Below are 24259 nucleotides of genomic sequence, written 5' to 3'. Positions count from 1 at the left end.
TCTATTATTATAATACAATCAATAGCTTGGAGAGTATATGCCACGTAATACCCCGATTCATAGCCAACAGTACCCAGATTCCTTTTATGTCGCGACAGCAAAAGAGCTTTATCAGCACCCAAAACTGACCGAAAATATAACGGCAGATGTGTGTATTGTGGGGGGTGGATTCAGCGGGATTAATACCGCTATTGAACTCAGACAACGTGGTTACAGTGTGGTATTACTCGAAGCTAAACGCATTGGTTGGGGCGCATCTGGGCGTAATGGTGGTGAACTGATCCGTGGCATAGGGCATGACGCGACTCAATTCCGCAATGAAATTGGTGGTGAAGGCGTAAAAGCCATTCAGCAAATGGGTTTTGAAGCGGTTGATATCGTCACGCAGCGAATTACCGATCATAAAATCGATTGCGACTTGCATATGGGCTATTGCGATTTAGCCGTAAAATCACGACATATGGATGATTTAGCTGCAGAATACCAAGATCTAAAAGACCAAGGTTATCAAAAATCAATCAAACTGCTGGATCGTTCGCAAATAGGTGAAGTTATCGGTTCAGACTTTTACCAAGGCGCATTAGTTGATATGGGCAGCGGACATTTGCACCCACTAAATCTAGCCTTGGGTGAAGCAAAAGTAGCTCGTGAGCTTGGCGCACAATTATTTGAATACAGCGCCGCAGAAAAAATCATTAAAGGCAATAAACCCAAAGTGATTACCGCTGAAGGCGAAGTGAATTGTAACTATCTCGTGTTGGCTGGCAATGGTTATATCGGCAATAAATTAAGCCCTTTTCTTGGCGGAAAAGTACTCCCCACAGGCACCTACTTATTAGCCACGGAGCCGTTAACCGAACAACAATGTGCCAGTATCATCCCGCAAAATATGGCATTTGCCGATATGCGCGTGGCATTAGATTACTTCCATTTATCGGCAGACCGCCGTTTATTGTTTGGCGGTTTATGCACTTATTCTGGTAAAGACCCAAAAGATATTGAAGCTGAATTAAGACCTAATCTTGAAAAAGTGTTCCCGCAATTAAAAGGCATCAAAATTGATTATGAATGGGGTGGCATGATGGGCATTGGCGCCAACCGCATGCCGCAAATCGGCCGCTTACCCGACGCAGCCAACATCTACTTCGCCCAAGCCTATGCAGGTCATGGTGTAAACGCCACCCATATGGCTGCTAGATTAATAGCTGAAGCAATTAGCCAACAATCACAACGCATTGATGTGTTTAATGACATTAAACACATGACTTTCCCTGGCGGCCCAATGTTGCGCTCGCCATTACTTGCTGCTGGAATGTTGTATCACAGAATGAAGGATTTGCTTTAGGTTGATGGATTTGCTGTGGGTTGGCAAAAGGGTCAACCTTATGTCCAAACTTCGTTGGATTGAGATAGCAGGTTCAATTCCATCTTAGTTGATCATATGAATTGTCACCCTTTTATGGCCTACGGCCACCAACGTCGTGGCGCTTCGCCCACACCAGACTTTTCAAACTTCGTTTGAAGTAACATCGCAAAGTTCCACCCTGCACGGGCCAAATACGGCGTCATTCCGGCAATGCTTTTGAGCCGCAATCCAGGTGTTATTTTTGCTTTGTACTTTATGGCCTGCGGCCACTAACGTTATGGCGCTTCGCCCTCACCAGACTTTTCAAACTTCGTTTGAGGTAAGATCGCAAGGTTCCACCCTGCACAGGCCAAATACGGCGTCATTCCGGCAATGCTTTTGAGCCGGAATCCAGGTGTTATTTTTGCTTTGTACTTTTGTACTTTTGTACTTTTGTACTTTATGGCCTGCGGCACTAACGTCGTGGCGCTTCGCCCACACCAGACCAAGAGGAAACCAACGGCTGTTCCCTCTTGGAACTCCCAGCCGCCCCGCAACATTTTCGCGATTTACAAAACAACAGCTGCGAAAAGTCGCCATGGGGTCAGATTTAACTTTGACCTACATTTGCAGACTGCTTCGGCCTTATTCGAAAATGCTAACGCTTCAGATGGGGCGTCCCTTCCCCTCCAAAGCTAGCTGGCCGTCCATGGCCAGCTCACGCAATTTTCTTCAAAGGCCTCAAGTCCAGAGTTGAATTTGGGCGTTTTCAATCAAGGAATCTAAATCATTTTTGGACAGAAACGAGCTAGGTTTCCAAATCTAATTCGTAAGTTTAGGATTGAAATTTCTATGGATTAACGCTCAAAGCAGCTGCGCGGTACGCGTCGGCTAGCTTTGCTTGTTAGCACTAAAACTCGACCTCAACTTTATCAAATTTTGATTCCTCTATCCGGGAAGTTGCTATTTGATCAGCTGTAAAGCCTAAGCTCCTTAACACTGGGAACACGGCTTTATTAGAGTTTAAGTCTCTAGCAAAGTTAAATCGTTCGCGATGCTCAAGAAGAAAATTTAACTCATGCAGCAACATGCAAGAAAGCTTAATAGTGTTTTTTATTGATGAAACACAATATTCACCGTTCTCGGTGAATTCATTCAAATACAAGTCTGAATGACGCTCAATTTCACTTAGCCTAATTGGAATGCGTTTAATTGCCAGCCTTTGCTGCGATGTTAGCAACAAAGCCGATTTCTTATACAAGTCAACGAGTACACCCGAATTAATTCTTTTTGGCATAGGAACTGGAATCTGCCCTGCACCTGCAAGGTCAGGTTCCGATCTCAAATTTAGCAGGAACTTAAAATTTGCAGCCAAATCCTCCGCAAGCTCAACATGGATATCTTCAAGCTCAATAAACACTTCCTTAAGACTTTCCTTCCGGAGGGTTTCAGCTTTCTTTTTCTCAATGGTTGGAATTAAGAGAACCGACGTCAGAACACCTAAAAAAAATATTCCAAATTTAACTACAAAGTCCATACGGTACCTTAGAGGTGCTAACGCTTTAAATATGGGGCGCGTGCTGTTTGCTCGTCCCAGCACAGCTTGCTGGGCAAACACAATTTACTTGTTAGTACGATATGCCGCACCAACGCCTAATGGGTCTATTTCAATCTGAGACGTAAACCTTACGTCTGCTATTTTAACTACACCGTGCTTAACAAACTGGGCGACTATTTCGAAAGCTTCAGAAGCTTTCACTTCAGTGACATTGATTGAACTTTGATATATCAGAACAATGTCGGATTGAATGGCTTCATTTAGGAGTTTACTAAACTTCCTTTCGTCCAGTTTTTCACTATCATTAAAAACCCGCACCCAATTACCCCGATGCCCTATTCTGCCGTGTGATAGCTTGTGCATGAGTGTGATAATTTCTCGATTCGTCATTTATCGTACTAACGCTTCAAAGCAACAGCGCAGCTTTTTCGCGACTGATGCCTTTATAGTTTTACTCAATGTATTTTGATACAACACCACGTAGATCCGAGAAGAAAAAAGCTCCCCAAAATGTAGTTTCTTTAAAGAAAATTGTTTCGTTCGAAGAAGCATCAAATACAACTGGAAACTCAAATATACTCCAATGTTTTGATGGTACTTGTGAAACAAATTGTTTAACTTCATCACTAACATCGTTTGCAATGATTATAGGAATAATCATATATCCAAATTGTAGTCCCCGTAAAAGAGGAACTCGATTTAGTTTCTTGCCAATATTGAAACCAGCATTAAATAAATTTTTAAAATCCAAAATTGTCGGTGCATCAACAACTTGAATAACAATATGCTGCGATAAAATCACGAGACCTTTCCACGAAAAATAAGTTCGTGATGCAACAATATTTGCATTCGTATCATTCTGAAGCTCGACATCTACTGAAACTTTATATCCTGCGTTGGATAGTTTTTCTTTGATTAATTCCAATTTATTCAATTCATGACTCTACATTCACTAGATAGCTAACATTTTATTAGTGCGCATGCGCGTTTACCTCATTAGACCGGTGAAAACGCGCACAGTTAACTGATTGTATTACAAAGAAGTTACCAGCTTTTTATCAAATACACCATCAAGGAAAACGCGCATGCACGTTTTCCAAACCTATTAACTAATTTGGGGGAAGTATATGCAAATGATTTTAAAGGTTTTTGTTAATTTCAGGCTGAAAAATGCGCAAGCTAATGAGTTTGAAAACGCTCAAAACGACTTAGATTTGAATATAACTGTATGCCCATCCAATTCCGCTCACTCATGAAGAAGATCTACAGGCAGCGTTAATAGATAAGAATTTGTAGGGCAACTCGTTCGTCGATTTTCGATTCACTAAACAAGTGCTAGCAAGTTTCGGGGCATAAATGATTTGCATACCTTGCTTGAAATTGGCGTGATTCAACTCTGAACTTGAGGACGTTGAAGAAAATAGCGTGAAGCTCACATGGAGGTGAGCTTAGCTTTCGCGGTACAGGATGTACCATCGGAAGCGTTAGCATTTTCACTCCTTATTACAAGATAGGCCGAAGCAGGTTTCAAATGAAATTAAAAGCTTGTTCAATCCCCATGGCGACATTTTCGCAGCTGTTGTTTGCAGCTGTTGTTTTGTAAATAGCGAAAATGTTGCGGGGCGGCTGGGCTAATTCATTTATAAAGAGTAAAGAGGGAATAGCCGTTGATTTCCTCTTGGTCTGGTGTGGGCGAAGCACCACGACGTTAGTGGCCGCAGGTCATAGCCTAACCAACTTTGGGGCAACAATGCGTTAGCGACTTATTGTAAAATGAGTCTAATTTAATCTTTAACCTTTACCCAATTCATGTATTTCTCATCAGCAATACTCAACATATCTAAATCTTCAGCGGTATCGCCGTAAGCATAAACACAATCATAATGATCTAAATTAAAACGTTCACAGATCCGTTTAGATTTCATTTTTTCACTACAATCGCCTGAGGTATAAAAGCCAGATAATTTGCCATTGATTACCGCTAACTCACTACAAATCAACATCACTCCTAATTCATTACACCAATGCTTTAAATAGATATCAATGGATGCAGATACCACAACAACATGATCGCCGTTATCTTTATGCCAGCGAATTTTATCAAGTGCGTGAGATCGAATGAACTGAGGAATAACTTGTTTGGTAAAATCCAATCCCATTACATCAAGCGCATGGTGTTCTTTTTGATAAAAAGCGACAAAACTGGCAATGGGGCGCATTTTATTGGCAGGAAGTATGCCCAATTTATACATAATCACAAAAGGAGCGAGCAACACATTACCTACTATTAATCGAGCACCTGTGGTCGAGTAACGTAAAAATTTACTATACATATCGGCATTCGTAATCGTGCCATCAAAATCAAATAAGGCTAAATTCACTTTAATTTCCTTTAATGCATTAGCTTTTATGGCGATGATTAAGTGACTCACAATCTATTGACTGAATGTATATAAATTGTCTGCTTCGATTCAGAGTCGATGTCATGACACTTATTAACTGAAAAAATAAAATATGCTACTCAATTATAATTGCTGCAACCTTTGAACATGCTGCATCATTAAAGTGTCTAACACTTCAGGGCTTAAGCTAAATATTTGTACTATTTCTTCGCCGGTTTTAGAAAGCGTTGCTTGCTTGTCTTCAAAAGTAATATGTAAACCTAACGCTTTTAACGTCTGCTGATCATAACTGTATAATGGCGTGTTTCGTTTATCTTTTAAGCCTGGCATCATCCCCAATACTGTGACAGCTTGATTAACCTTAACCTTGTCAAAAAATACACGTTCGGCTTGTTCCCACTGCAAAATATATTCAACCATAGTTTTGCTGTACTTACTTAAGTCTTCCGAGCCGTATAATAGTGGTTGTAACGCCCCACCATGCCAACCTAACAGGGCATCTTGTTTTATCGTCACATCATCACTGGCCGTTACAACATAATTAGCACAAGATGACGCACAGACTTTATCGACTGTGACCTTTAATTTATGCCGATATACCAATTCACCTAATCGTATTCCAGCAAACACATCGCCCCCACCACTAGTAATAACCAATGAGGTGATTTGAGTTGAGCTATTTGCTATACCTTGTTCAAAGGCGGCAACATTGTCTGGGTTAATTTCACCGTTATAATTAATGGTATTGGGAAGTAAGGGATCGATAACAAGGCTGAAAGCAGGTTGTTTGCTTGCACAACCGGTTAAGGTTAGCAGCATAGCGAGCAGTAGATAACGCATTCATATTCCATCATGATGTTGAGTTGGCAAAAAATTAGCACAACAAGCTCATTATCCACAAGTAAATGATGTCACTTCCTCGATAATATTGATTAATCAGACTCTAACTGAACATTATTGCCAAATACCTCTCATTGCAGGTCGTTGGACTATATAGCTTTTAGATTATGTTGCTGCTTTAACCATCCGGTTTCATTTTGATTAAGTGCGTTGAAGACTCTTTATAAAAGAATGCGTGAGCCTGACATGGCCTGTCTCGCACATCTGACCTATATGGATATTGGAAATGTCATAATGATGTCGGGAACATCATTGACCATGTGCTTTAAGGTATTCAGACATCCTGTCTATCAGATGCCCGCTCGCTTTCGAGAAGGAATGTCGTTCTTTAGCATCCACGACATTCGTGAATCCATTCACATCAGATTCCCATGGGAAGCGTTAGTATTTTCATTATTTATTAATAAGATGGCCGAAGCGGAGCTCAAACTAAGCCAAAGGCTGGATCAATCCCCATGGCGACCTTTTCGCAGCTGTTGTTTTGTAAAAAGCGAAAATGTTGCAGGGCAGCTGGGCTAATTCTTTTATAAAGAGTAAATAGGGAACTGCAGTTGGTTTGCTCTTACTCTGCTATGAGCAAAGCACCACGACGTTAGTGGCCGTAGGCTATAAAAAAGCTGGATTCCGGCTCAAAAAATAATGCCGGAATGACAGCAACATTGGCCCTACTCTATTGGTAAAGCTGCATCTCCGCCCCACACAGCCCAAGAACCATCGTATAAAACCGCTTGATGGTGTCCGGCTACATAGGAAGCTAAAATCAAAATACATGCGGTAATGCCTGAACCGCAACTAAACACTCGTTGAGCATTATTACTGGTATCTAAGGTCGCGAAAATGGTATGCAATTCACGAATCGATTTCATTTTAAAACCATTTAATACCTGCGCAAAAGGCAAGTTGAGCGAACCGGGAATATGACCACTGCGCATGCCCACTCTAGGCTCTGGTGAGGTACCATTAAAACGCCCTGCTGCACGTGCATCAATCACATCAACGTTGGCATGGCCAAGATGGGTTAACACAAACTCAGTGTCACACATTTTGTGTTGTTGCAAACGACCTTTGATATCGCCTGAGTGAGTAGCAGATGAGAATTGGCGGACGGTATCTCGTCCTTCTGCTTGCCATTGTGGTAAACCACCATCGAGTACAAATACCTTATCAAAACCCATAGTTTTGAAAGTCCACCACGCTCGCGGGGCAGAATAAATACCTTGATTGTCGTAAATCACTACTGTGCTGTTATGGGTTATTCCCAATGACTGCGCAGCATCAGTAAACTGCTCATCCGTAGGCATTGCATGAGTTTGTGATGATCGATGATCAAAAAAAAGCTTGTCCATTTGGCATGATAACGCGCCAGGGATAACGAAAAGTTCATCGTATACTAATGGCTCTTTTCCCAGCACAATTTCCATACTGGCATCAAGTAACACAAGCTCAGGATCATCAAGATGTAATGCTAACCAATCAGTTGTCACTAAAGGATTATTCACGATTAACCTCACTGCAATTTGTTTATAAAACAACAATATTGCACTGTCATAACGCAATAGCAAGTCATTCAGCTATTGATAGCAATTAACCTCATTGTGCTCGATTAATATCCATATCTTTATTCGCTGGATAAATGAAATCCTACACCTTAAATTGTGACACTAGCTGGTTTAACTGCTCAGCTAAACGGGCTATTTCAGCACTTGAACTGCGGGTTTGAGTTGAAGCTTGTGAGTTTTCTTCGGCGATACGTTTAACATTAATAATATTCTCATTAATGCTCTCAGCCACTGAACTTTGTTCTTCTGCGGCGCTGGCTATTTGCATGTTCATGTCATTGATCAAATTTACAGCATTCGTAATTGATTTTAGTGCAGTATTGGCTTTACTGGCTTGCGCTACACAATGTTCAGCTTGTGTTTTTCCCTGGCTCATCACAGAGACAGCATTTTCTGTTCCGGCCTGAAGCTGTTCAATAATGGTCTGGATTTCAGACGTTGACCTTTGAGTTCTCTCTGCAAGAGTGCGAACTTCATCAGCCACAACGGCAAAACCTCGCCCTTGCTCTCCTGCTCTAGCGGCCTCAATAGCAGCATTTAACGCAAGTAAATTGGTTTGCTCTGCAATACTTCGAATAACACCTAAAATGGAACTGATGTTTAGGACTTCTTTTTGCACTTCGTGTAATTTCTCTGAGGAATCATTCACACTCGATGACAGAGAATTGATAGAGCTTATTGTTTGGTCCACAACTTGTGAACCTGATAATGATTCAATATTTGCCTGATTAGCGGCATCAGCCGCTTTTGCCGCACTATCTGCAACATCATGAACGGTTGCAGCCATTTCATTCATTGCGGTGGCAACCATATCCGTTTCAGATTCTTGTCGAGAAATCCCATTGGACGTTTGTTCTGTGACAACAGCGAGCTCTTCAGATGCTGATGCTAACTCAATACTGGCGGCATTAATTGTGGTGAGCATCAGTTTTAATTTAGTTGACGTATCTTGAATAGCATTCAGTAACATACCCGTTTCATCTTTACTGCTACTCTCTAACCGAACTGTTAAATCGCCTAAAGCTAATTGATTTGCCGCATTAACAGCGGTTTGGATGGGCCGAGTAATACTGATGGTGAGAAGATATGCAATAACGAGCCCTATGACGATTGCAGTAATAGACATGATCAATGTGAACTGAATACTGTCTGCAATGGTGACATCAAGCTCAGAGCCTAATGCTTTTTGCTCATTCATTACTGAGAGTTTTATATCTTCTGTGGCATGAGCGATTTTAGGGCCATGCACATCTAAAACATTTTTAATTAAGTTATTTCTGCTGACAATAGCATCATGTACCTGATTCATTGATGCTAAGTAAATTTTATGGTTTTTTTCAAACTCGAGCATTAAACTTCTTTGCTCGCTTTGATTAAGATTTTTATCGAGTTGATCGAGCTTAGTTGCCATCTGATTAGTCATTTTCTCAAGGGCTAAGCCAAAATCACTTTCTTGATTAGTTTGCAAATACTTCACCATAAATAAACGCCCCATTAGCAGGGTGTCTTTAACATAACTGGCATAATAAACCGCTTGATTATCTTCATTATCATTTGACGATTGAATAAGACTTTCTATGGTGGCAAGCATTTTCTCTCCGCTTGGTACCAGCTGAGTGTCATTGATTTTATGTCTTTGTCGAATCAACTCAACAACCTGCTCAAATGATTGTTGGTAAGTGCGAAATGATTCTTCAACAAAGGTAATCTGTGCGGCTCTCTCAGGCGCCTTGATTTGCTTTTTCGCTTCCTCAAGGTAAGTTTTCATTTTGGTCACATCACTGTTGTACTCGACTAAATCTTCATCAGACTGACTGATGAGATAATCTTTCACCTTAATACGCACCAATAACATATTAGCCTGAAGTCTTCCGGCGATATTCGTGTCTTGTGCTAGTGATTTATAATGAAGAAAACTCGAACCAGATGAGTTAAGTGCGCTAATGCTAGTCACCACAACAATTGCAAGTAGTATGAGCACCAAACCAAAACCGCCACTGATTTTTGCACCGAGCTTTAGATTGTTAAACATGAGTCACCTCAAATAATATCAACTAGCAAAATTGTGATTAGCTGAATGTCGCCATCAGCAGCTAAAAGGATATAACCAGCAAATATTATTACCAACATCTTGCCAACATATCAATTTAAATAATTGATTTAACATGCTAAAAACCATATTTATCAACCAATAATAAAACTAAAGGTTTACATAAAAATTGATTGTTAATACTTAAAGCTAGTGTTAAATAAAGAGTAAATAAGAAATACAAAGGTAGCTAAATAACAATGAAAACTGAGAAATTTGACGGGAATTACTAGGACAATAGTCGCTGGATGAAGCATATTTGGCGGCAGTACTCACCACATAAGGGGGGCTAGAAAGGTGTTACTTTTAGCAATATGCTTTTGCATCTATGCTGATATGTTAATCATAAATAAACCGTGAGTTCATCCTGCAATCAATTTATCATCTGACTAATTTTGAATCATTTATACACTGTGGTTTAGGGCGAGTAATCACATTCTTTAGCTTGAATACCTACTAATAAAAAAGCCCTTTATTAGCAAATAAAGGGCTTTTCAAATCTAAAACCTTAGTGACTATAGAGCAATCCAAGTCGCTTTAAGTTCAGTGTACTTATCAAACGCATGTAATGACTTGTCGCGGCCATTACCAGACTGCTTATAACCCCCAAATGGAGCCGTCATGTCACCACCGTCATAATGGTTTATCCACACCATACCGCTGCGCAGCGCTTTAGCCGTTTTATGGGCTTTACTTAAGTTTGAGGTCCACACACCAGCAGCTAGGCCATAGATAGTGTCGTTGGCAATCTTAATGGCTTCTTCCATGCCATCAAATTCAATAACCGATAACACAGGACCAAAAATCTCTTCACTGGCAATTTTCATGTCATTTTTAACATTACTGAAAATAGTCGGTTGCACAAACATGCCGCCGGTTTCTACCATCACTTGTTTGCCGCCATCAACTAAGGTAGCACCTTGTTCGCTGCCGCTTTTAATATAGTTCAATACATTAGTGAGCTGTTGTTGATCGACCATAGCACCACAAGTGGTTTTAGGATCAAGTGGATGCCCTGGTTGCCAGCCCTGCATTTGTTCAACTATCAACTTGATTAACTCATCTTTAACGCCTGACTCAACCAATAAGCGAGAACCAGCAGTACACACTTCGCCTTGGTTAAACGCAATCGCTACCGCAGCGGCTTCTGCTGCCGCTTTCAAATCTGGAGCATCGTTAAACACAATGTTTGGGCTCTTACCACCAGCTTCCAACCATACGCGCTTCATGTTCGACTCACCCGCATAAATCATTAACTGTTTGGCAATTTTTGTTGAACCGGTAAATACCAAAGTATCAATGTCCATGTGCAACGCCAGCGCTTTACCCACTGTATGACCAAAACCAGGTAATACGTTTAATACGCCTGCAGGAATACCCGCTTCAATGGCTAACTGGGCCATACGAATAGCGGTTAATGGTGATTTTTCTGATGGCTTTAAAATCACACTATTACCTGTCGCTAATGATGGCCCTAGCTTCCAGCATGCCATAATCATCGGGAAGTTCCACGGTACAATCGCGGCAACCACACCAACGGCTTCACGGGTGATCATGCCAATTTCGTTATGGGCTGTTGGCGCTATTTCATCATAAATTTTATCGATTGCTTCACCAGACCAACGGATAGCACGGGCAGCACCGACAACATCAACCCCTTTAGAATGCTGAATGGGCTTCCCCATATCTAGGGTTTCGAGTAACGCCATTTCATCGGCATTAGCTTCAAGTAAATCGGCAAACTTAATCATGACTTCTTTACGTTTTACTGGTGGTAAATTAGCCCAGGTACCCGCTTCGAATACTTCACGCGCATTGGCAACAGCAAGGTTTGCATCGGCTAAATCACAGCTCGCGACTTTGGCAAGAACTTTGCCATCAATTGGGCTGATACAGTCGAAAGTGTCACCAGACACAGCACTTTGATATTGACCATTGATAAATGCACTGCCATTGATTTGTAAACTTGCTGCCAGTGCTTCCCAATCGCTACGACTTGTTGGAGTACTCATTGTGACCTCGAAATAATAAATGGATTGATAAACACCAAAACTAAGAAATAAAGCAGGTGCCAAGACTAATTTGTGCCGTCTAAAATGGCTTACTGACACATTTATGTTAATCAATATTGTCACCTGATTATGCTGAACAGCAAGAAATTTTCAATATATTTTACAAAATAGGCACATTTAGTTTAAATAAATGCACAAAACACTTTTATGTTCATTATTTTTGACATAGCATAGCGAATATTCGTCACTCATTATTTAATCAGTTTAAGATGAATCCCTAATAATTGTAGCTATCAATGTAGAGTCAATTTATGAGCGAATATAAGCAAAATGGAATCAGCGATTCATCACAATCTTGGCCAAATATGGCGCACTTTTGGATGCCATTTACCGCCAACAAGCAGTTTAAAGCCAATCCACGTCTCCTTGTTTCGGCACAAGGAATGTATTACACCGATATTGAAGGCAATAAAGTACTCGATGCTACCGCAGGTCTATGGTGTTGTAATGCGGGACACGGAAGGCAAGAGATCTCAGAAGCGGTAAGTAAACAAATTAGCCAAATGGATTATGCGCCGTCGTTTCAAATGGGTCATCCACTTGCATTTGAATTAGCGCATAAACTCAGTCAGCTCAGTCCAGATGGATTAGATAAGGTATTTTTTACCAATTCAGGCTCAGAGTCGGTTGATACTGCACTTAAGATGGCACTTTGTTATCACAGAGCCAATGGTCAGGCATCTCGAACGCGCTTTATCGGCCGTGAGCTTGGCTATCATGGTGTCGGTTTTGGTGGCATCTCAGTGGGTGGCATTAGTAATAACCGTAAAACATTCAGCCAACAATTACTGCAAGGTGTTGATCACCTGCCTCACACTCTCGACATTGCCAATAATGCTTTCAGTCATGGTTTACCTCCACATGGCTTAGATAAAGCCGAAGTGCTTGAGCAACTGATTACGTTACATGGCGCGGAAAATATTGCCGCGGTCATTGTCGAGCCAATGTCAGGATCAGCAGGGGTTATTCTGCCACCAGACGGTTACTTGGCGCGCCTGCGTGAAATCACTCAAAAACACGGTATTTTGCTTATTTTTGATGAAGTGATCACCGGCTTTGGCCGAGTTGGTGCTGCTTTTGCCAGTGAACGCTGGCAAGTGACGCCAGACATGATAACCACAGCGAAAGCCATTAATAACGGTGCAATTCCGATGGGCGCTGTATTTGTCAGTAATACCATTCACGATACATGTATGAATGGCCCTAATGAGTTAATTGAATTCTTCCATGGTTACACTTATTCAGGCCATCCGGTTGCCGCAGCGTCAGCACTTGCAACTTTATCAATATATGAAGATGAGCAGTTATTTGAACGCGCTAAGGGACTTGATGCTTACTTTGAACAAGCCGTTCACAGCCTTAAAGGACTGCCAAACGTCATTGATATTCGCAATACCGGTTTAGTGGCAGGTATCCAACTGGCACCGAGCGATAAAGGTGTGGGTAAGCGAGGTTACGCCATTTTTGATCACTGCTTTAGGCAAGGTGCCTTAGTGCGAGCAACCGCTGACATCATCGCGTTATCACCGCCATTGATTGTAGAAAAATCACAAATCGACGACATGGTTAATCACATAAGCGATGCGATTAACGCGGTTGGTTAATCGTTTTTAAATACCCATTTCTTGAATACCTATTTTGCTTAAAAGGATCCAGTTCATGCTTAACATTACTCATTTTGTCGATGGGCAACACACACCCGCGAGTCAGCGTAATCAAACAATCTATGATCCTGCAACGGGTGAAACCCGTGGCCAAGTATCACTGGCGAGTCGTGAAGAAGTGAGCTTAGCGATTAGTGCGGCTAAAAAAGCTTACCAAACCTGGTCACAAGTCACCCCACTCAACCGTGCTCGGGTATTATTTAAATTTAAAGCCTTAGTCGAGCAACATGTTGATAAATTGGCACAATTAATCACTATTGAACACGGCAAAGTATTAGATGATGCTAAAGGTGAAATAACCCGAGGGCTAGAGGTCGTTGAGTTTGCTTGTGGCATTCCACATTTGCTCAAAGGCGAACATACTCAGCAAGTGGGTGGCGGTGTTGACTCATGGTCAGTTAACCAATCGTTGGGTGTGGTGGCGGGTATTTCTCCGTTTAACTTTCCAGTGATGGTGCCAATGTGGATGTTCCCTATCGCGATAGCCTGCGGTAATGCTTTTATCATGAAGCCATCTGAAAAAGATCCAAGTGCAGTAATGTTTATTGCCGAACTGCTTAAACAAGCCGGTCTACCTGATGGTGTATTTAACGTTATCAATGGTGATAAAGAAGCGGTTGATACCTTGTTAACTCACCCTGATATTCACGCCGTCAGCTTTGTTGGCTCAACCCCTATTGCTGAATATATTTACAGTACAGCTTCTGCTCACGGTAAACGTGTACAGGCGTTGGGCGGTGCTAAAAATCATATGTTATTGATGCCAGACGCTGACTTAGATCAAGCCGTTAATGCGTTAATGGGGGCAGCATACGGTAGTGCCGGTGAGCGCTGTATGGCGATTTCAGTCGTATTGGCGGTTGGTGATGTGGCTGACAAATTGGTGAAAGCATTACTGCCACAAATTAGTGCCTTAAAAGTGGGTAGCGGTGTGACGCCAGAAATGGACATGGGGCCGTTAATTTCGGCGCAACACTTAGCCAAAGTACGTGATTACGTTGATGCTGGCGTGAATGAAGGCGCGACGTTAGTGGTTGATGGCCGTGATATCAGCATTAGCGACCACCAGCAAGGTTACTTTTTGGGTGCGTGCTTATTTGATCATGTCACGCCAAACATGAGCATTTACCAGCAAGAAATTTTTGGCCCTGTATTAGCAATAGTGCGAGTCGATACCTATGCCGAAGCCTTGGCGTTAATTAACCAACATGAATTTGGCAATGGCACCGCCATTTTCACTCAAAGCGGCCAAGTTGCACGCCATTTTTGTCACCATGTTGAAGTAGGTATGGTCGGAGTGAATGTGCCCATTCCGGTTCCTATGGCATTTCATAGTTTTGGGGGGTGGAAACGCTCACTATTTGGGCCTCTGCATATGCACGGACCTGATGGAGTACGTTTTTATACTAAGCGAAAAGCCATTACGGCTCGCTGGCCACAAGCTAAAAGCGACAGTAACGAACCTTCAGCATTTATCATGCCTACGATGAAATAAGTGAATACGATGAACAAAAACATTAGCGATATTACCGTGTTTAGTCGCCAATCAACTGCGGTTGAGTCTTATCACTTGGCCAATGAAAAACTGATAACAGGTAATCCATTACAGTCAGTACAAAATCATTTTGAAAGCCCATGTAAGCAATTTAATGTCGGTATTTGGCAAAGTGAGTCTGGCAGTTGGAACATTAATTATAGCGAATATGAATATTGTGACATTCTCGAAGGCACTAGCATCATCACTGACAGTCAAGGTCAACGCTTAACCGTCAGTACGGGTGATAAGTTTGTTATTCCAGCTGGATTTACCGGCACGTGGGAAGTGGTTAATCACTGTAAAAAAATCTACGTTATGTTTGAACAACAGTAACGTTTAACCGCCATGCGGTACAGACGAAACCATGACGGTTTTGCTTCTGATAAGTGGCATACGCAGTAGCTAGATAGCTCAATATCAGTCACTGTATTTTATGTAAATGGAGATAATATCGTGTCGAAAACATTTAAAAGAACGCGAATTGCACTGTTAAGCGGATTAACGTTATCAGCTACTCTTCTGGCTCCGTTAGCTACGGCAGAAGTATCTGGTGCGGTCACTGTAACCAACGATTATCGTTTCCGTGGAATATCACAAACCGCAGGGGACCCAGCGCTACAAGCTAATATCGATTGGAGCCATGAAAGTGGTTTTTTTGTCGGTGCTTGGGGCAGTAATGTCGATTTCGATGAGCCAGATTACAATGGCCCAGACGTCGAAATAGACTTGTATGCTGGTTACTATGGTGAACTTAACGACGATACCAGTTATGACTTAACCTTATATCGTTACAACTACCCAGGCGAAAGCGATCTGGATTATTTGGAGATTAGCGCAGGTATCGACTTCAGTGGTTTCAGAGCAGCATATTGGTATACGAATGACTACGGTGGAAGCGATCTTGATCTGCACTATACCGAAATCAATTATGGCTGGGAGTTTACCGAAAACTGGAGTTTAGACCTGCATTATGGCTACAACTTTGGTGACGCCATTGATGATGGTGAAGGTTTTGACAGCTATTCAGATTACTCTGTGGGCGTATCAACCGAAGTCTCTGGTTTTGGCTTATCTTTAGCTTATTTAGACACCGACATGAGTGGTGATTACAAAGTAAGCTCTGGGCTATATAAAAACTCAGGCACAGTACTAGCCAGCGTTAGTTACGCATTTTAACCCCTAGGGGTTAATTGCTACGCAACAGCGCTGATCATTGTTTATCGTATTATCACTAGCCCATTGTGGCTCACTATGTACAAGTTGCAATGTGACATGAGTGTTGGCGATAAACGGTTATCAGCCGGTGTTAAAAACAAAAAACCGCATAATGCGGTTTTTTTTATGGTTAAACCATAAACTAAGATTGGATATTTATTATAAAGGTCATAAAGCAGAAGTTATTTGGTCGACAATCCATTTAGCGATTGCCCTTGGGCTTGCTTTTTAACGCATTGCCAGCCGTCAGCAATATGTTGTAATTGTTCGCGTCGCTGCGGGAATTTATCAGCTAAATCGAGCATTAATGATGTTTGGATTTCACAGATTTCGGCCCAACGACTAGCATTAGAGAGTGACATATTTAGTCCTTAAATAAGTTATACATCCATTTACATGCACCTGCATCGTCATTAAATGTAGCACATATTCATCGTTTATAAAGCCATTTCGATAACTAAACCAGCCAAAAGATCACCACTCAGATATCCATTATGCCCTAGGTTGAATGACAGCAAATTTAGTTTAGGCAGCACTCAAATGACAAAATCATCTTGGATTAATCAATAAGGTCTTAACCATAGAATATAACTTGGATCTAGCGCATATATTTTAATAAATTAGCATTGCATCCAGAGCGTAGCATAGTATCTTATGGTAATAGCCATCGTATAAATATACGGTTTAAAGGAGCAAACTATGGTTGATACCATCATCAAAGTACTGATAATTGCAGTATTATTTTTTCTGGCCTACAAACTGATTTTTAGTGGTAGCCGTGGATTAACCCTTTTTGAAATGCATTTCAAAGATGGCAAACTCAACAGACATAAAGGCAAAATACCAGAGAAGTTTGAGCGAGACTGCCGTGCAATCGCTAAATCGAACAAACTCACTTGCACTGTTAGAGCGGAAAAGTCAGGTGACGTGCGCTTACATGTTTCGGCTAATATAGGCGATAACCTAGTACAACAGATCCGCAATCAGTTTCCATTTGAATATTACGATAAAAAACATGTTGATGCGTCTAAGCTTAAAGGCTAATACAGCTTAATGACGAACATAAAAAATGGACTCTAATGAGTCCATTTTTTATGTTCGCAGAGCACCAGCCTATAGCTTGGTCCGCTAATTAATCAGCTTGCTTAGCAATAACTAAAGTGACCTGAGCTACGGTAACACCAAACTTAATGATGTCACTTTTATTGATAATGGTTTGGTCATCGACTAAAAACATCCAATCATCAAAATGCACTTGATACTCACTGCCATCAACAGCTAATTGCATATCATAGCGCCAGCGTAATGCACTGCCGCGCGACTCACCCTCTGCAATACCTAATATATCATTGGCTGTGCCTTGGTAAATACCATTACCTTTGTCAGTAATTTTCCATACTCGAGTTTGTTTTTCGCCATCATCGTAAACAAACCATTCGTTAATCACACCTTGCTTGCCTTGTGGCGTGTCGGTCCAGTGCGCTTCCATAGTCACAGTAAATTTACGCGTCACCTTGCCAGAAAAATCTTGTACTATGCCTGCCGCCGTTAGCTTACCGTCAAAAAATGTGGCTAAGTCTAACTTAGGCGTCGTTTGTTGATAATCTTCAATCGAGGCTGATGAACATGACATCACACCTAAAAGTAATCCGCTAAACAAAAACACATGAGCAAACTTTTTAATCATGCCGCGCGCTGAGAAAGATATCTTTTGAGGTATGGATAATAGGCTGGTGCGCATTAGTTGACTCCAATTAATTGTTTACGTAATTCGGGGTGACTGGTTTTTTCTGACAACCAGATATCGAGAAAAGCTTCAGGGAACTGGCTGTTATTAACTTGATAATATGGCTTATCATTAAGTAAAAATGCTGCATCTTCAGGCGTGTTAACTCTAAATGTGAGTCTATCGCCCTCTTTAACATCAGGCCATGCTTTGACTATCTGTTGACGATAAAGCTCAATATTATCTTTAGTTAACCCCAAATGTTGCCATTGCTCAATTGTCGCATCAACCAAATCACTGGCATCAATATCGCGGTGATATTGGATGTCGAGAGTCATTGGAAATCGATTAGCTTGATATTTACCGTCGATGGAAAATAATTTAGCGCTATAGATATCCAGCCACAGAAGACTCATATCGGCTGTGCCAACTTCAATCAGTGGCACATCAGCTGTGTCGGCTTTAACCAAGGGGGCTGTTGTCGCAATATGTGAAACACTGTCACCATCATTAGCAAAAGCATCACTGACACTCAACATGACAATAAGTGCTAATACCAGTGCGCCCACCACACCAAAGAGTAATTCTGCTAACCAGTGCATCGACTGGGGTATCTGCCAATGTGGCTGCGATTTAGCAGCCTTGGTTAAGGTTTTCATCTAGGATTCTCCAAAACGAGAGCCACCGTTGTAATACGGGAGTTTTTTGCTACTGATTATTAACAGTACGGGAAATAAGCCACTCCAGATCAGTGCCAATATCAGTGCACTCCAAGCATCTCCCAATGGCAGCTCAACTGCATCAAATTTAGCGCCAGCAAGATAACTTAAACAACCAAATACCCCACCCAATACTGACTGTAACCACAGAGGGAGCTTTCTGAACACAGATAAGCTGTAGTCTAAACAAAGTGCAAAATAAAGCCATAATAGTCCCAGCCAATAAGGGATATTAGCGAATTCAAATACGCCAAACCACACCAATAGACTATCAACCGCGATGCCAATTGCCCCACAAACACCCATAACTAATGCATCATGACGCGCTGATGGTGATAATAAAAAGTGACTAATGATCAATAAAATAGACAGTAATATGAGTTGATTTTGAGCCAATACTCCCGCCCACCAAACTAATTGGAAGCACACGGCGTTAATTAAGATAAATAACGTTGGCGGAATACCGTAAGAAGACATAACACCTCACACACAGGATGAGACGTCCCGGTAATATATTACCGGGGATGTAAATAGCCAGAAAACACTATCATTGATTAAGATCGGTATTGAGGACGCACGGCAACTAAATGCACTGTACTTGTAGTACGTTCTAAAAAACCTCCTTCGCAGTAGCTCAGATAAAACTTCCACATACGAATAAAGTCATCGCCATAATTTAAGGCTTTTATTTTGTCGTAAGCGGCATCAAAATTCTCATGCCAATGCTTTAAAGTACGTGCATAGTCTTTACCCATATCATCAATAGACCAGGTGACCATGTCGGTTTTCTTGGCGATGTGACGAGTCATTTCACTCACCGACGGTAAGCAACCGCCGGGGAATATATAGCGCTGTATAAAGTCGACACTCTTGCGATAGCTATTGTAACGTTGGTCGGCAATAGTAATCGCCTGGATAAGCATGCGCCCGTCTGGTTTAAGCATATGCTGAAGTTTTTCGAAAAAACCGCCTAAATATTCGTGGCCGACAGCTTCAATCATTTCAATCGATACGACTCGGTCATATTCACCCGTCAATAAACGATAATCTTGTTTCAACAAGGTAATACTATTTTCAAGCCCTTCTTGCTTCACTCGCGCTAGTGCATAATCGTACTGAGCATCGGAAATGGTCGTGGTAGTAACATGCACGCCATAATGTTTCGCCGCATAAATGGCCAAAGCGCCCCAACCGGTACCAACTTCAAGCAAGGTTTGACCTGGACTTAAATCTAAACGCTCACAAATGGTGTGCAACTTATGCAATTGTGCTTCATTTAGACTGCTATCATCTGCCGGATAAAGTGCACTTGAATACATCATTTCTGGGTCAAGAAACTCTTTATACATGTCATTACCTAAATCGTAATGCGCCAGAATATTTCGCTTAGAGCCGGTTTCAGAATTACGATTAAATACATGTTTAATACGATTGATACCATTGCTCAACCATGAAAAATAACGCTCTATATTGTCTAGCAAGGCTAAGTTTTTAGCAAAAATCTGCACCACTTTGGTCAAATCAGGGCTACACCAATGGCCTTGAATATAAGCTTCACCAGCGCCAATTGAACCGCCAAACACCACTTGACGGTAAAAGTTAGCATGCTGAACCTGCATTGTGGCGTGCACATCGCTTTTAGGATCGCCAAATTCTGAAGTTTGATTACCATCAACAATCGTTAAATGACCTTCAGCAAGATGCGCTAATGCGCGAAGAAGAATTTTCCTTGCCAGGCTGTCAGATAAACTCGCTTGAGTCATGCTACTTTCTGTCACCATATTTTCCATGTCATTTCTCCAGTTCATACACTGTCTTATTCGATCGCTTTATTGGCGTAATGCAACTGTAATACGTGATAACCACTTATTTGGTTTACATTTTTCAATAATGATTAATTCAACTTAACGGTCTGCTTGCCAACAAATGGGATCCGTTTAATAAATAACTTCATAGCTTGCCAATAAATACCCAACATAATTTTGAGCGTCATCAATGGGTAACCCAACATAAATTGGCGTATCGAACTTGAGGTAATCAGTTGGCGTTTTAACACTAAACCAGCATCAAATAGCTTATCGTTGTTGGCATTTCTATTTTCAATAGTCACTTTCAAATGTTTAGCTGGGGGCGTAATACGCCACAAGTAATGCATATCTAAGTTCATAAAAGGCGACACATGAAACACTTTGTCTGTTTGAGTAGTATTGGCAATATCCACCAGATAACAATGACGCTCATTCCAAGGAGTATTACTCACCTCAGCGAGCATATAGATTAGCTCATCTTGATGATAACAAAAGTAAAAATTGACCGGACTAAAATAAAAACCAAAATGGCGTATCTGCCCAGAAAATATCACTTTATCGCATATTTGTGTAGCACCTAAATGCTCAATGGTTGCCAACACGCGATGTTTCAATGCCACAGCATCAGAGCCTACACAAGCTTGGCTTAACGCAAGTTTCTCACCAAATTGCTGCTCAAGCGCATTGAGATAATCGCTAGGCTTAAATTTAAGTGGGGTAAACTTGTCTGTTGAAAACAACTTACTCACCGCCGTTAATGCTGGCAGTTCATCTAAATCAATTGCCATCATCGCAATGTTATAACCGAAACTGTGCACCTTAGGCGTATGACGGCGATGGTTAACCTTGCCACAATAAATGCCACTGTTTAATTGATCATGTTTCATTACCGATGTGGGTTGATTCATAAACTAATCCCAAAAAGATCGCATACTTCAACCGCACTCCGAACGCCGTCTTCATGAAATCCGTTGTGCCAGTAAGCTCCCGCAAAGTAGGTATTGTGTTTACCATTGATAAGCGATCTTTTTGCTTGAGACTTCATGCTGGCATCATTAAATACTGGGTGAGCATAATTAAACTTACGCAAAATTTTACGTTCGTCAATTAACGCCGTTTGATTGAGGGTGACACAGAATGTTGGCGCACTGGCTGGTAAACACTGCAAAATATTCATGTTATAAGTCACACTGGCAGGACGCTGGGCAATATCTTGCTGATTTTTACCATCTAAACGATAATTCCAACTTGCCCATGCCGCTTTGCGTTTAGGCAGCAGATTAATGTCGGTATGTAATACCACTTCATTATTCTGGTATTCCATTGCACCTAACACGTCAATCTCGTCTTGAGTAGCATCAGTTAACATCGCTAATGCCTGATCGCTATGGCAACTTAATACCACATCATCAAAACGCTGCCATTCCCCTTTAGCCACTTGAACATATACGCCATCATCGCTGCGCTTAATACCTGTAACGGGAGAATTAAGCTGAATGCGATCTTTGAAAGGTGCCGTTAAAGCAGGAATATAACTGCGCGAACCGCCTTCAAGTACATACCACTGCGGGCGATCATTAATATTTAATAATCCATGATGTTGGAAAAAACGAATGAAAAATCGCAGTGAAAAACCGCGCATATCATCAATACTGGCAGACCAAATAGCGGCGCCCATGGGTAAAATGTAATGCTCACAGAAAAAGGCAGAAAAACCTTGCTGGTCAAGATATTCACCTAGTGAAGCCGTAGGGTATTTATCTGCCTCATAAATCACTTTACAACCATTGTTAAACCGAACTATCTCGCCTAAAAACTTGTAAAAACTTGGACGAAATAAATTACGGCGCTGGGCAAATAAACTCCACAAATTATGGCCATTATATTCAAGCCCCGTGAGTGCATTGTTAACACTAAAGCTCATTTCAGTGGGTATCGATTTAATCTTAAGTTGCGCCATTAATGTTTCAAAAAGCGGATAAGTACGATCGTTAAACACAATAAAGCCTGAGTCGATTGCGTATTGCTGGCCAGCAACTTCTACATCTATGGTAGCTGTATGACCACCAATATAATCATTAGCCTCAAACACAGTTACCGTGTGTTCCCGGCTGAGTAAGTGGGCACTCGTTAGGCCTGCAATTCCACTACCTATTACAGCAATATTTTTCATTTCGTTAATCCCTGACACTAATACTTTATTGTTGATTGACTTGAGCAAGCTATTTAGGAGCCAATAAAGACACTAATAATTTTTCTGGCAATAAAGAGGCTAATTTAAGTAACCAAGTGAATTTGGTTGGAAAATGGATCTCACATTTCTGGCGTTGCATACCGTTATAAATGGCCACAGCGGCTTGCTGAGGCGAGATTTGCATTGGCATAGCAAAGTCATTTTTAGCGGTTAAGGGGGTTTTCACAAAACCTGGGCAAATCACGCTAACCCCAATCCCATGTTTGGCAAGATCAACTCGTAAACTGCGACCTAAATAAGTAATGGCCGCTTTTGATGCGCCATAGGCTTCGGCACGCGGAAACGGCAGATAGGTGGCGCTTGAACTCATCAGCCCCAGCTGAGCACCACGGCCTAAAAGCGGTAAAAAATGTTCTAGACAATAACCCATAGCAACCACATTGGTATTGATCACTCGCGCAAATAAAGCTGAGTCAAAATGCAATGCATCATCAATGTATTCGCAGCTTCCGGCATTCAATACCACTTGCTGTAGCTGCCAACCATTATGCTGCAATAGTTGCTTAAGCTTAGCGGCGGCGGCTTGTACCTGCTCATTATCAGTAATATCAAATTCTAACGGTGTGGCGCCGGTAATCGCCTCTAATGCTTGAGAATTTCGGCCACAAGCTATTACAGCAATACCTTTTTCAAGGTAATATTCAGCTAAAGCTAACCCAATACCTGAGCTGGCTCCAGTAATTAATACGGCCTTGGAACTCGCGTTAACAGTTGCCATTACTTCGCCACCCTATTTTTAAGTAAGCCGATGAGACCTCCTAAAAAAGGCACTTGCTCATAGAGCATTTGTCCTAGGTCAAAGTAGTCTCTATGAGAAAATATCTTATCGGAAAATTTAAGTTGCGACATGCCTTCAACATTTATTAGCTGGCCTTTACATAATTTAGGATGTGTATAACTCATGGTCCAATACAAAGCGGCTTGCTGATTATCAGCACTGATGACCACTTCTTTGATATCAAATTCAATGTGGGTGACGTTTTGATACATGTTGGCAAAATAATGCGTTAATGCTTCCATGCCCTGGACATGATGCATCGGATCTCTAAAGCAAATATCATCGCGATAGACTTGACTGAGTAGAAACAAATTATCTTTATTGAGCTGTTGATACATATTAATAAAGGCATCAACAATAGCCGGATGACCACTCACAGACGCAGAATTGTCCGTATTTAATGGTACTGATTGAGTATCAACTATCGATTGTGCACCTTGCATTAACAGACTCCTACCACGCGACCCTAAAAACTCACGGAACATAAATATAACAATGCCTTATGTGACAATCAGATAAAAGCATTTAATGACCGTGAAACAAATAAAAACTTATGGGGGTTGATACGACATACTCGCAAAAGTAGATCAACATGTTAAATGAGCCACACAGCAAAACGCCTAAGCAAAGCTT

The 24259-nt window shown here is 41.4% G+C and carries 24 protein-coding genes; 7 read left to right on the top strand and 17 right to left on the bottom strand.

Annotated elements, in window-relative coordinates; genetic code table 11:
- Nucleotides 1-37 precede the first annotated feature (37 nt).
- The gene (locus H5164_RS00735; RefSeq protein ID WP_182754267.1) at nt 38-1345 is read left to right on the top strand and encodes an FAD-binding oxidoreductase; all 1308 of its coding nucleotides are present in this window, start codon (nt 38-40) and stop codon (nt 1343-1345) included.
- Nucleotides 1346-2255: 910 nt separating this feature from the next.
- On the opposite strand, the gene H5164_RS00730 is transcribed toward H5164_RS00735, so the two are convergent.
- From H5164_RS00730 to H5164_RS00710, 5 genes are all read right to left on the bottom strand, one after another.
- On the bottom strand, nt 2256-2882 hold the full coding sequence (locus H5164_RS00730; protein ID WP_182754264.1) for a hypothetical protein: 627 nt from the start codon (nt 2880-2882) through the stop codon (nt 2256-2258).
- An 84-nt stretch (nt 2883-2966) separates the two neighbouring features.
- Nucleotides 2967-3293: a hypothetical protein gene (locus tag H5164_RS00725; protein ID WP_182754261.1), complete on the bottom strand. Its 327-nt coding sequence runs from the start codon at nt 3291-3293 to the stop codon at nt 2967-2969.
- 61 nt (nt 3294-3354) lie between these two features.
- Nucleotides 3355-3837, bottom strand: a complete 483-nt coding sequence (locus H5164_RS00720) for a hypothetical protein (RefSeq protein WP_182754258.1) — start codon at nt 3835-3837, stop codon at nt 3355-3357.
- A gap of 850 nt (nt 3838-4687) precedes the next feature.
- On the bottom strand, nt 4688-5284 hold the full coding sequence (locus H5164_RS00715) for an HAD-IB family hydrolase (protein ID WP_182754255.1): 597 nt from the start codon (nt 5282-5284) through the stop codon (nt 4688-4690).
- Nucleotides 5285-5428: 144 nt separating this feature from the next.
- Complete coding sequence (locus H5164_RS00710; protein ID WP_182754252.1) at nt 5429-6145, bottom strand: hypothetical protein; 717 nt, start codon at nt 6143-6145, stop codon at nt 5429-5431.
- Nucleotides 6146-6376: 231 nt separating this feature from the next.
- Between H5164_RS00710 and H5164_RS19925 the strand changes: the two genes are divergently transcribed.
- Nucleotides 6377-6724 (top strand): hypothetical protein, encoded by a 348-nt coding sequence (locus H5164_RS19925; protein WP_220492625.1) that lies wholly within the window; start codon nt 6377-6379, stop codon nt 6722-6724.
- Nucleotides 6725-6870: 146 nt separating this feature from the next.
- Here the strand turns inward: H5164_RS19925 and H5164_RS00705 are convergent, their stop codons facing one another.
- The 3 genes from H5164_RS00705 to H5164_RS00695 form a co-directional block, all read right to left on the bottom strand.
- Nucleotides 6871-7704 carry a sulfurtransferase gene (locus H5164_RS00705; RefSeq protein ID WP_182754249.1) on the bottom strand — a complete coding sequence of 278 codons (834 nt, stop codon included), beginning with the start codon at nt 7702-7704 and terminating at the stop codon, nt 6871-6873.
- 142 nt (nt 7705-7846) lie between these two features.
- A complete protein-coding gene (locus tag H5164_RS00700) occupies nt 7847-9796 on the bottom strand; it encodes a methyl-accepting chemotaxis protein (RefSeq protein ID WP_182754246.1) in 1950 nt (649 codons plus the stop codon).
- 572 nt (nt 9797-10368) lie between these two features.
- Nucleotides 10369-11865 carry an aldehyde dehydrogenase gene (locus H5164_RS00695; protein WP_182698964.1) on the bottom strand — a complete coding sequence of 499 codons (1497 nt, stop codon included), beginning with the start codon at nt 11863-11865 and terminating at the stop codon, nt 10369-10371.
- 311 nt (nt 11866-12176) lie between these two features.
- Here H5164_RS00695 and H5164_RS00690 point away from each other — a divergent pair, with 311 nt between their 5' ends.
- The 4 genes from H5164_RS00690 (at nt 12177) to H5164_RS00675 (ending at nt 16302) form a co-directional block, all read left to right on the top strand.
- Nucleotides 12177-13529, top strand: coding sequence for an aspartate aminotransferase family protein (locus tag H5164_RS00690; protein ID WP_182754243.1), 1353 nt, complete (start codon nt 12177-12179; stop codon nt 13527-13529).
- Nucleotides 13530-13584: 55 nt separating this feature from the next.
- Complete coding sequence (locus H5164_RS00685) at nt 13585-15084, top strand: CoA-acylating methylmalonate-semialdehyde dehydrogenase (protein ID WP_182754240.1); 1500 nt, start codon at nt 13585-13587, stop codon at nt 15082-15084.
- A gap of 9 nt (nt 15085-15093) precedes the next feature.
- Nucleotides 15094-15459, top strand: a complete 366-nt coding sequence (locus H5164_RS00680; RefSeq protein ID WP_124017897.1) for a cupin domain-containing protein — start codon at nt 15094-15096, stop codon at nt 15457-15459.
- A gap of 120 nt (nt 15460-15579) precedes the next feature.
- On the top strand, nt 15580-16302 hold the full coding sequence (locus H5164_RS00675) for a TorF family putative porin (protein WP_182754237.1): 723 nt from the start codon (nt 15580-15582) through the stop codon (nt 16300-16302).
- A 221-nt stretch (nt 16303-16523) separates the two neighbouring features.
- Here H5164_RS00675 and H5164_RS00670 read toward each other — a convergent pair whose 3' ends face one another.
- Nucleotides 16524-16703 carry a hypothetical protein gene (locus tag H5164_RS00670; protein ID WP_124017895.1) on the bottom strand — a complete coding sequence of 60 codons (180 nt, stop codon included), beginning with the start codon at nt 16701-16703 and terminating at the stop codon, nt 16524-16526.
- A gap of 337 nt (nt 16704-17040) precedes the next feature.
- On the opposite strand from H5164_RS00670, the gene H5164_RS00665 reads away from it, so the two are divergent.
- Nucleotides 17041-17385: a DUF3634 family protein gene (locus H5164_RS00665; protein ID WP_124017894.1), complete on the top strand. Its 345-nt coding sequence runs from the start codon at nt 17041-17043 to the stop codon at nt 17383-17385.
- 88 nt (nt 17386-17473) lie between these two features.
- Here the strand turns inward: H5164_RS00665 and H5164_RS00660 are convergent, their stop codons facing one another.
- From H5164_RS00660 to H5164_RS00625, 8 genes are all read right to left on the bottom strand, one after another.
- Entirely contained in the window at nt 17474-18028 is a 555-nt protein-coding gene (locus H5164_RS00660) for a DUF3833 domain-containing protein (protein ID WP_182754759.1), read from the bottom strand.
- Nucleotides 18029-18081: 53 nt separating this feature from the next.
- Nucleotides 18082-18726 (bottom strand): chalcone isomerase family protein, encoded by a 645-nt coding sequence (locus H5164_RS00655; RefSeq protein ID WP_182754234.1) that lies wholly within the window; start codon nt 18724-18726, stop codon nt 18082-18084.
- The gene (locus tag H5164_RS00650) at nt 18727-19263 is read right to left on the bottom strand and encodes a DUF2878 domain-containing protein (RefSeq protein WP_182698969.1); all 537 of its coding nucleotides are present in this window, start codon (nt 19261-19263) and stop codon (nt 18727-18729) included. It abuts the gene before it with no gap.
- A 77-nt stretch (nt 19264-19340) separates the two neighbouring features.
- Nucleotides 19341-20576 (bottom strand): cyclopropane-fatty-acyl-phospholipid synthase family protein, encoded by a 1236-nt coding sequence (locus H5164_RS00645; protein WP_124017920.1) that lies wholly within the window; start codon nt 20574-20576, stop codon nt 19341-19343.
- Nucleotides 20577-20680: 104 nt separating this feature from the next.
- Nucleotides 20681-21502 (bottom strand): DUF1365 domain-containing protein, encoded by an 822-nt coding sequence (locus tag H5164_RS00640; protein WP_182698970.1) that lies wholly within the window; start codon nt 21500-21502, stop codon nt 20681-20683.
- A complete protein-coding gene (locus tag H5164_RS00635) occupies nt 21499-22767 on the bottom strand; it encodes an NAD(P)/FAD-dependent oxidoreductase (RefSeq protein ID WP_182698971.1) in 1269 nt (422 codons plus the stop codon). The genes H5164_RS00640 and H5164_RS00635 overlap by 4 nt, the downstream gene beginning before the upstream one ends.
- Nucleotides 22768-22816: 49 nt before the next feature.
- Complete coding sequence (locus tag H5164_RS00630; RefSeq protein ID WP_182754231.1) at nt 22817-23566, bottom strand: SDR family NAD(P)-dependent oxidoreductase; 750 nt, start codon at nt 23564-23566, stop codon at nt 22817-22819.
- Nucleotides 23566-24069 carry a nuclear transport factor 2 family protein gene (locus H5164_RS00625; protein WP_404716985.1) on the bottom strand — a complete coding sequence of 168 codons (504 nt, stop codon included), beginning with the start codon at nt 24067-24069 and terminating at the stop codon, nt 23566-23568. Before H5164_RS00625 ends, H5164_RS00630 begins: the two co-directional genes overlap by 1 nt.
- Between the last annotated feature and the right edge of the window lie 190 nt (nt 24070-24259).

Origin of the sequence: Shewanella sp. SG41-3, assembly GCF_014164545.1 — a bacterium.
Lineage (GTDB): Bacteria > Pseudomonadota > Gammaproteobacteria > Enterobacterales > Shewanellaceae > Shewanella > Shewanella vesiculosa.
The sequence above is the reverse complement of the archived record's forward strand: the minus strand, read 5'-3'. Positions and strand labels throughout refer to the sequence as shown.

Excerpts from the sequence above, each read along its gene's own strand:
- H5164_RS00735 (WP_182754267.1), top strand. The coding sequence starts at position 38 with ATGCCACGTAATACCCCGATTCATAGCCAACAGTACCCAGATTCCTTT.
- H5164_RS00730 (WP_182754264.1), bottom strand. The coding sequence starts at position 2,882 with ATGGACTTTGTAGTTAAATTTGGAATATTTTTTTTAGGTGTTCTGACG.
- H5164_RS00725 (WP_182754261.1), bottom strand. The coding sequence starts at position 3,293 with ATGACGAATCGAGAAATTATCACACTCATGCACAAGCTATCACACGGC.
- H5164_RS00710 (WP_182754252.1), bottom strand. The coding sequence starts at position 6,145 with ATGCGTTATCTACTGCTCGCTATGCTGCTAACCTTAACCGGTTGTGCA.
- H5164_RS19925 (WP_220492625.1), top strand. The coding sequence starts at position 6,377 with ATGCGTGAGCCTGACATGGCCTGTCTCGCACATCTGACCTATATGGAT.
- H5164_RS00700 (WP_182754246.1), bottom strand. The coding sequence starts at position 9,796 with ATGTTTAACAATCTAAAGCTCGGTGCAAAAATCAGTGGCGGTTTTGGT.
- H5164_RS00695 (WP_182698964.1), bottom strand. The coding sequence starts at position 11,865 with ATGAGTACTCCAACAAGTCGTAGCGATTGGGAAGCACTGGCAGCAAGT.
- H5164_RS00690 (WP_182754243.1), top strand. The coding sequence starts at position 12,177 with ATGAGCGAATATAAGCAAAATGGAATCAGCGATTCATCACAATCTTGG.
- H5164_RS00685 (WP_182754240.1), top strand. The coding sequence starts at position 13,585 with ATGCTTAACATTACTCATTTTGTCGATGGGCAACACACACCCGCGAGT.
- H5164_RS00680 (WP_124017897.1), top strand. The coding sequence starts at position 15,094 with ATGAACAAAAACATTAGCGATATTACCGTGTTTAGTCGCCAATCAACT.
- H5164_RS00670 (WP_124017895.1), bottom strand. The coding sequence starts at position 16,703 with ATGTCACTCTCTAATGCTAGTCGTTGGGCCGAAATCTGTGAAATCCAA.
- H5164_RS00665 (WP_124017894.1), top strand. The coding sequence starts at position 17,041 with ATGGTTGATACCATCATCAAAGTACTGATAATTGCAGTATTATTTTTT.
- H5164_RS00660 (WP_182754759.1), bottom strand. The coding sequence starts at position 18,028 with ATGATTAAAAAGTTTGCTCATGTGTTTTTGTTTAGCGGATTACTTTTA.
- H5164_RS00655 (WP_182754234.1), bottom strand. The coding sequence starts at position 18,726 with ATGAAAACCTTAACCAAGGCTGCTAAATCGCAGCCACATTGGCAGATA.
- H5164_RS00650 (WP_182698969.1), bottom strand. The coding sequence starts at position 19,263 with ATGTCTTCTTACGGTATTCCGCCAACGTTATTTATCTTAATTAACGCC.
- H5164_RS00645 (WP_124017920.1), bottom strand. The coding sequence starts at position 20,576 with ATGGAAAATATGGTGACAGAAAGTAGCATGACTCAAGCGAGTTTATCT.
- H5164_RS00640 (WP_182698970.1), bottom strand. The coding sequence starts at position 21,502 with ATGAATCAACCCACATCGGTAATGAAACATGATCAATTAAACAGTGGC.
- H5164_RS00635 (WP_182698971.1), bottom strand. The coding sequence starts at position 22,767 with ATGAAAAATATTGCTGTAATAGGTAGTGGAATTGCAGGCCTAACGAGT.
- H5164_RS00630 (WP_182754231.1), bottom strand. The coding sequence starts at position 23,566 with ATGGCAACTGTTAACGCGAGTTCCAAGGCCGTATTAATTACTGGAGCC.
- H5164_RS00625 (WP_404716985.1), bottom strand. The coding sequence starts at position 24,069 with ATGCAAGGTGCACAATCGATAGTTGATACTCAATCAGTACCATTAAAT.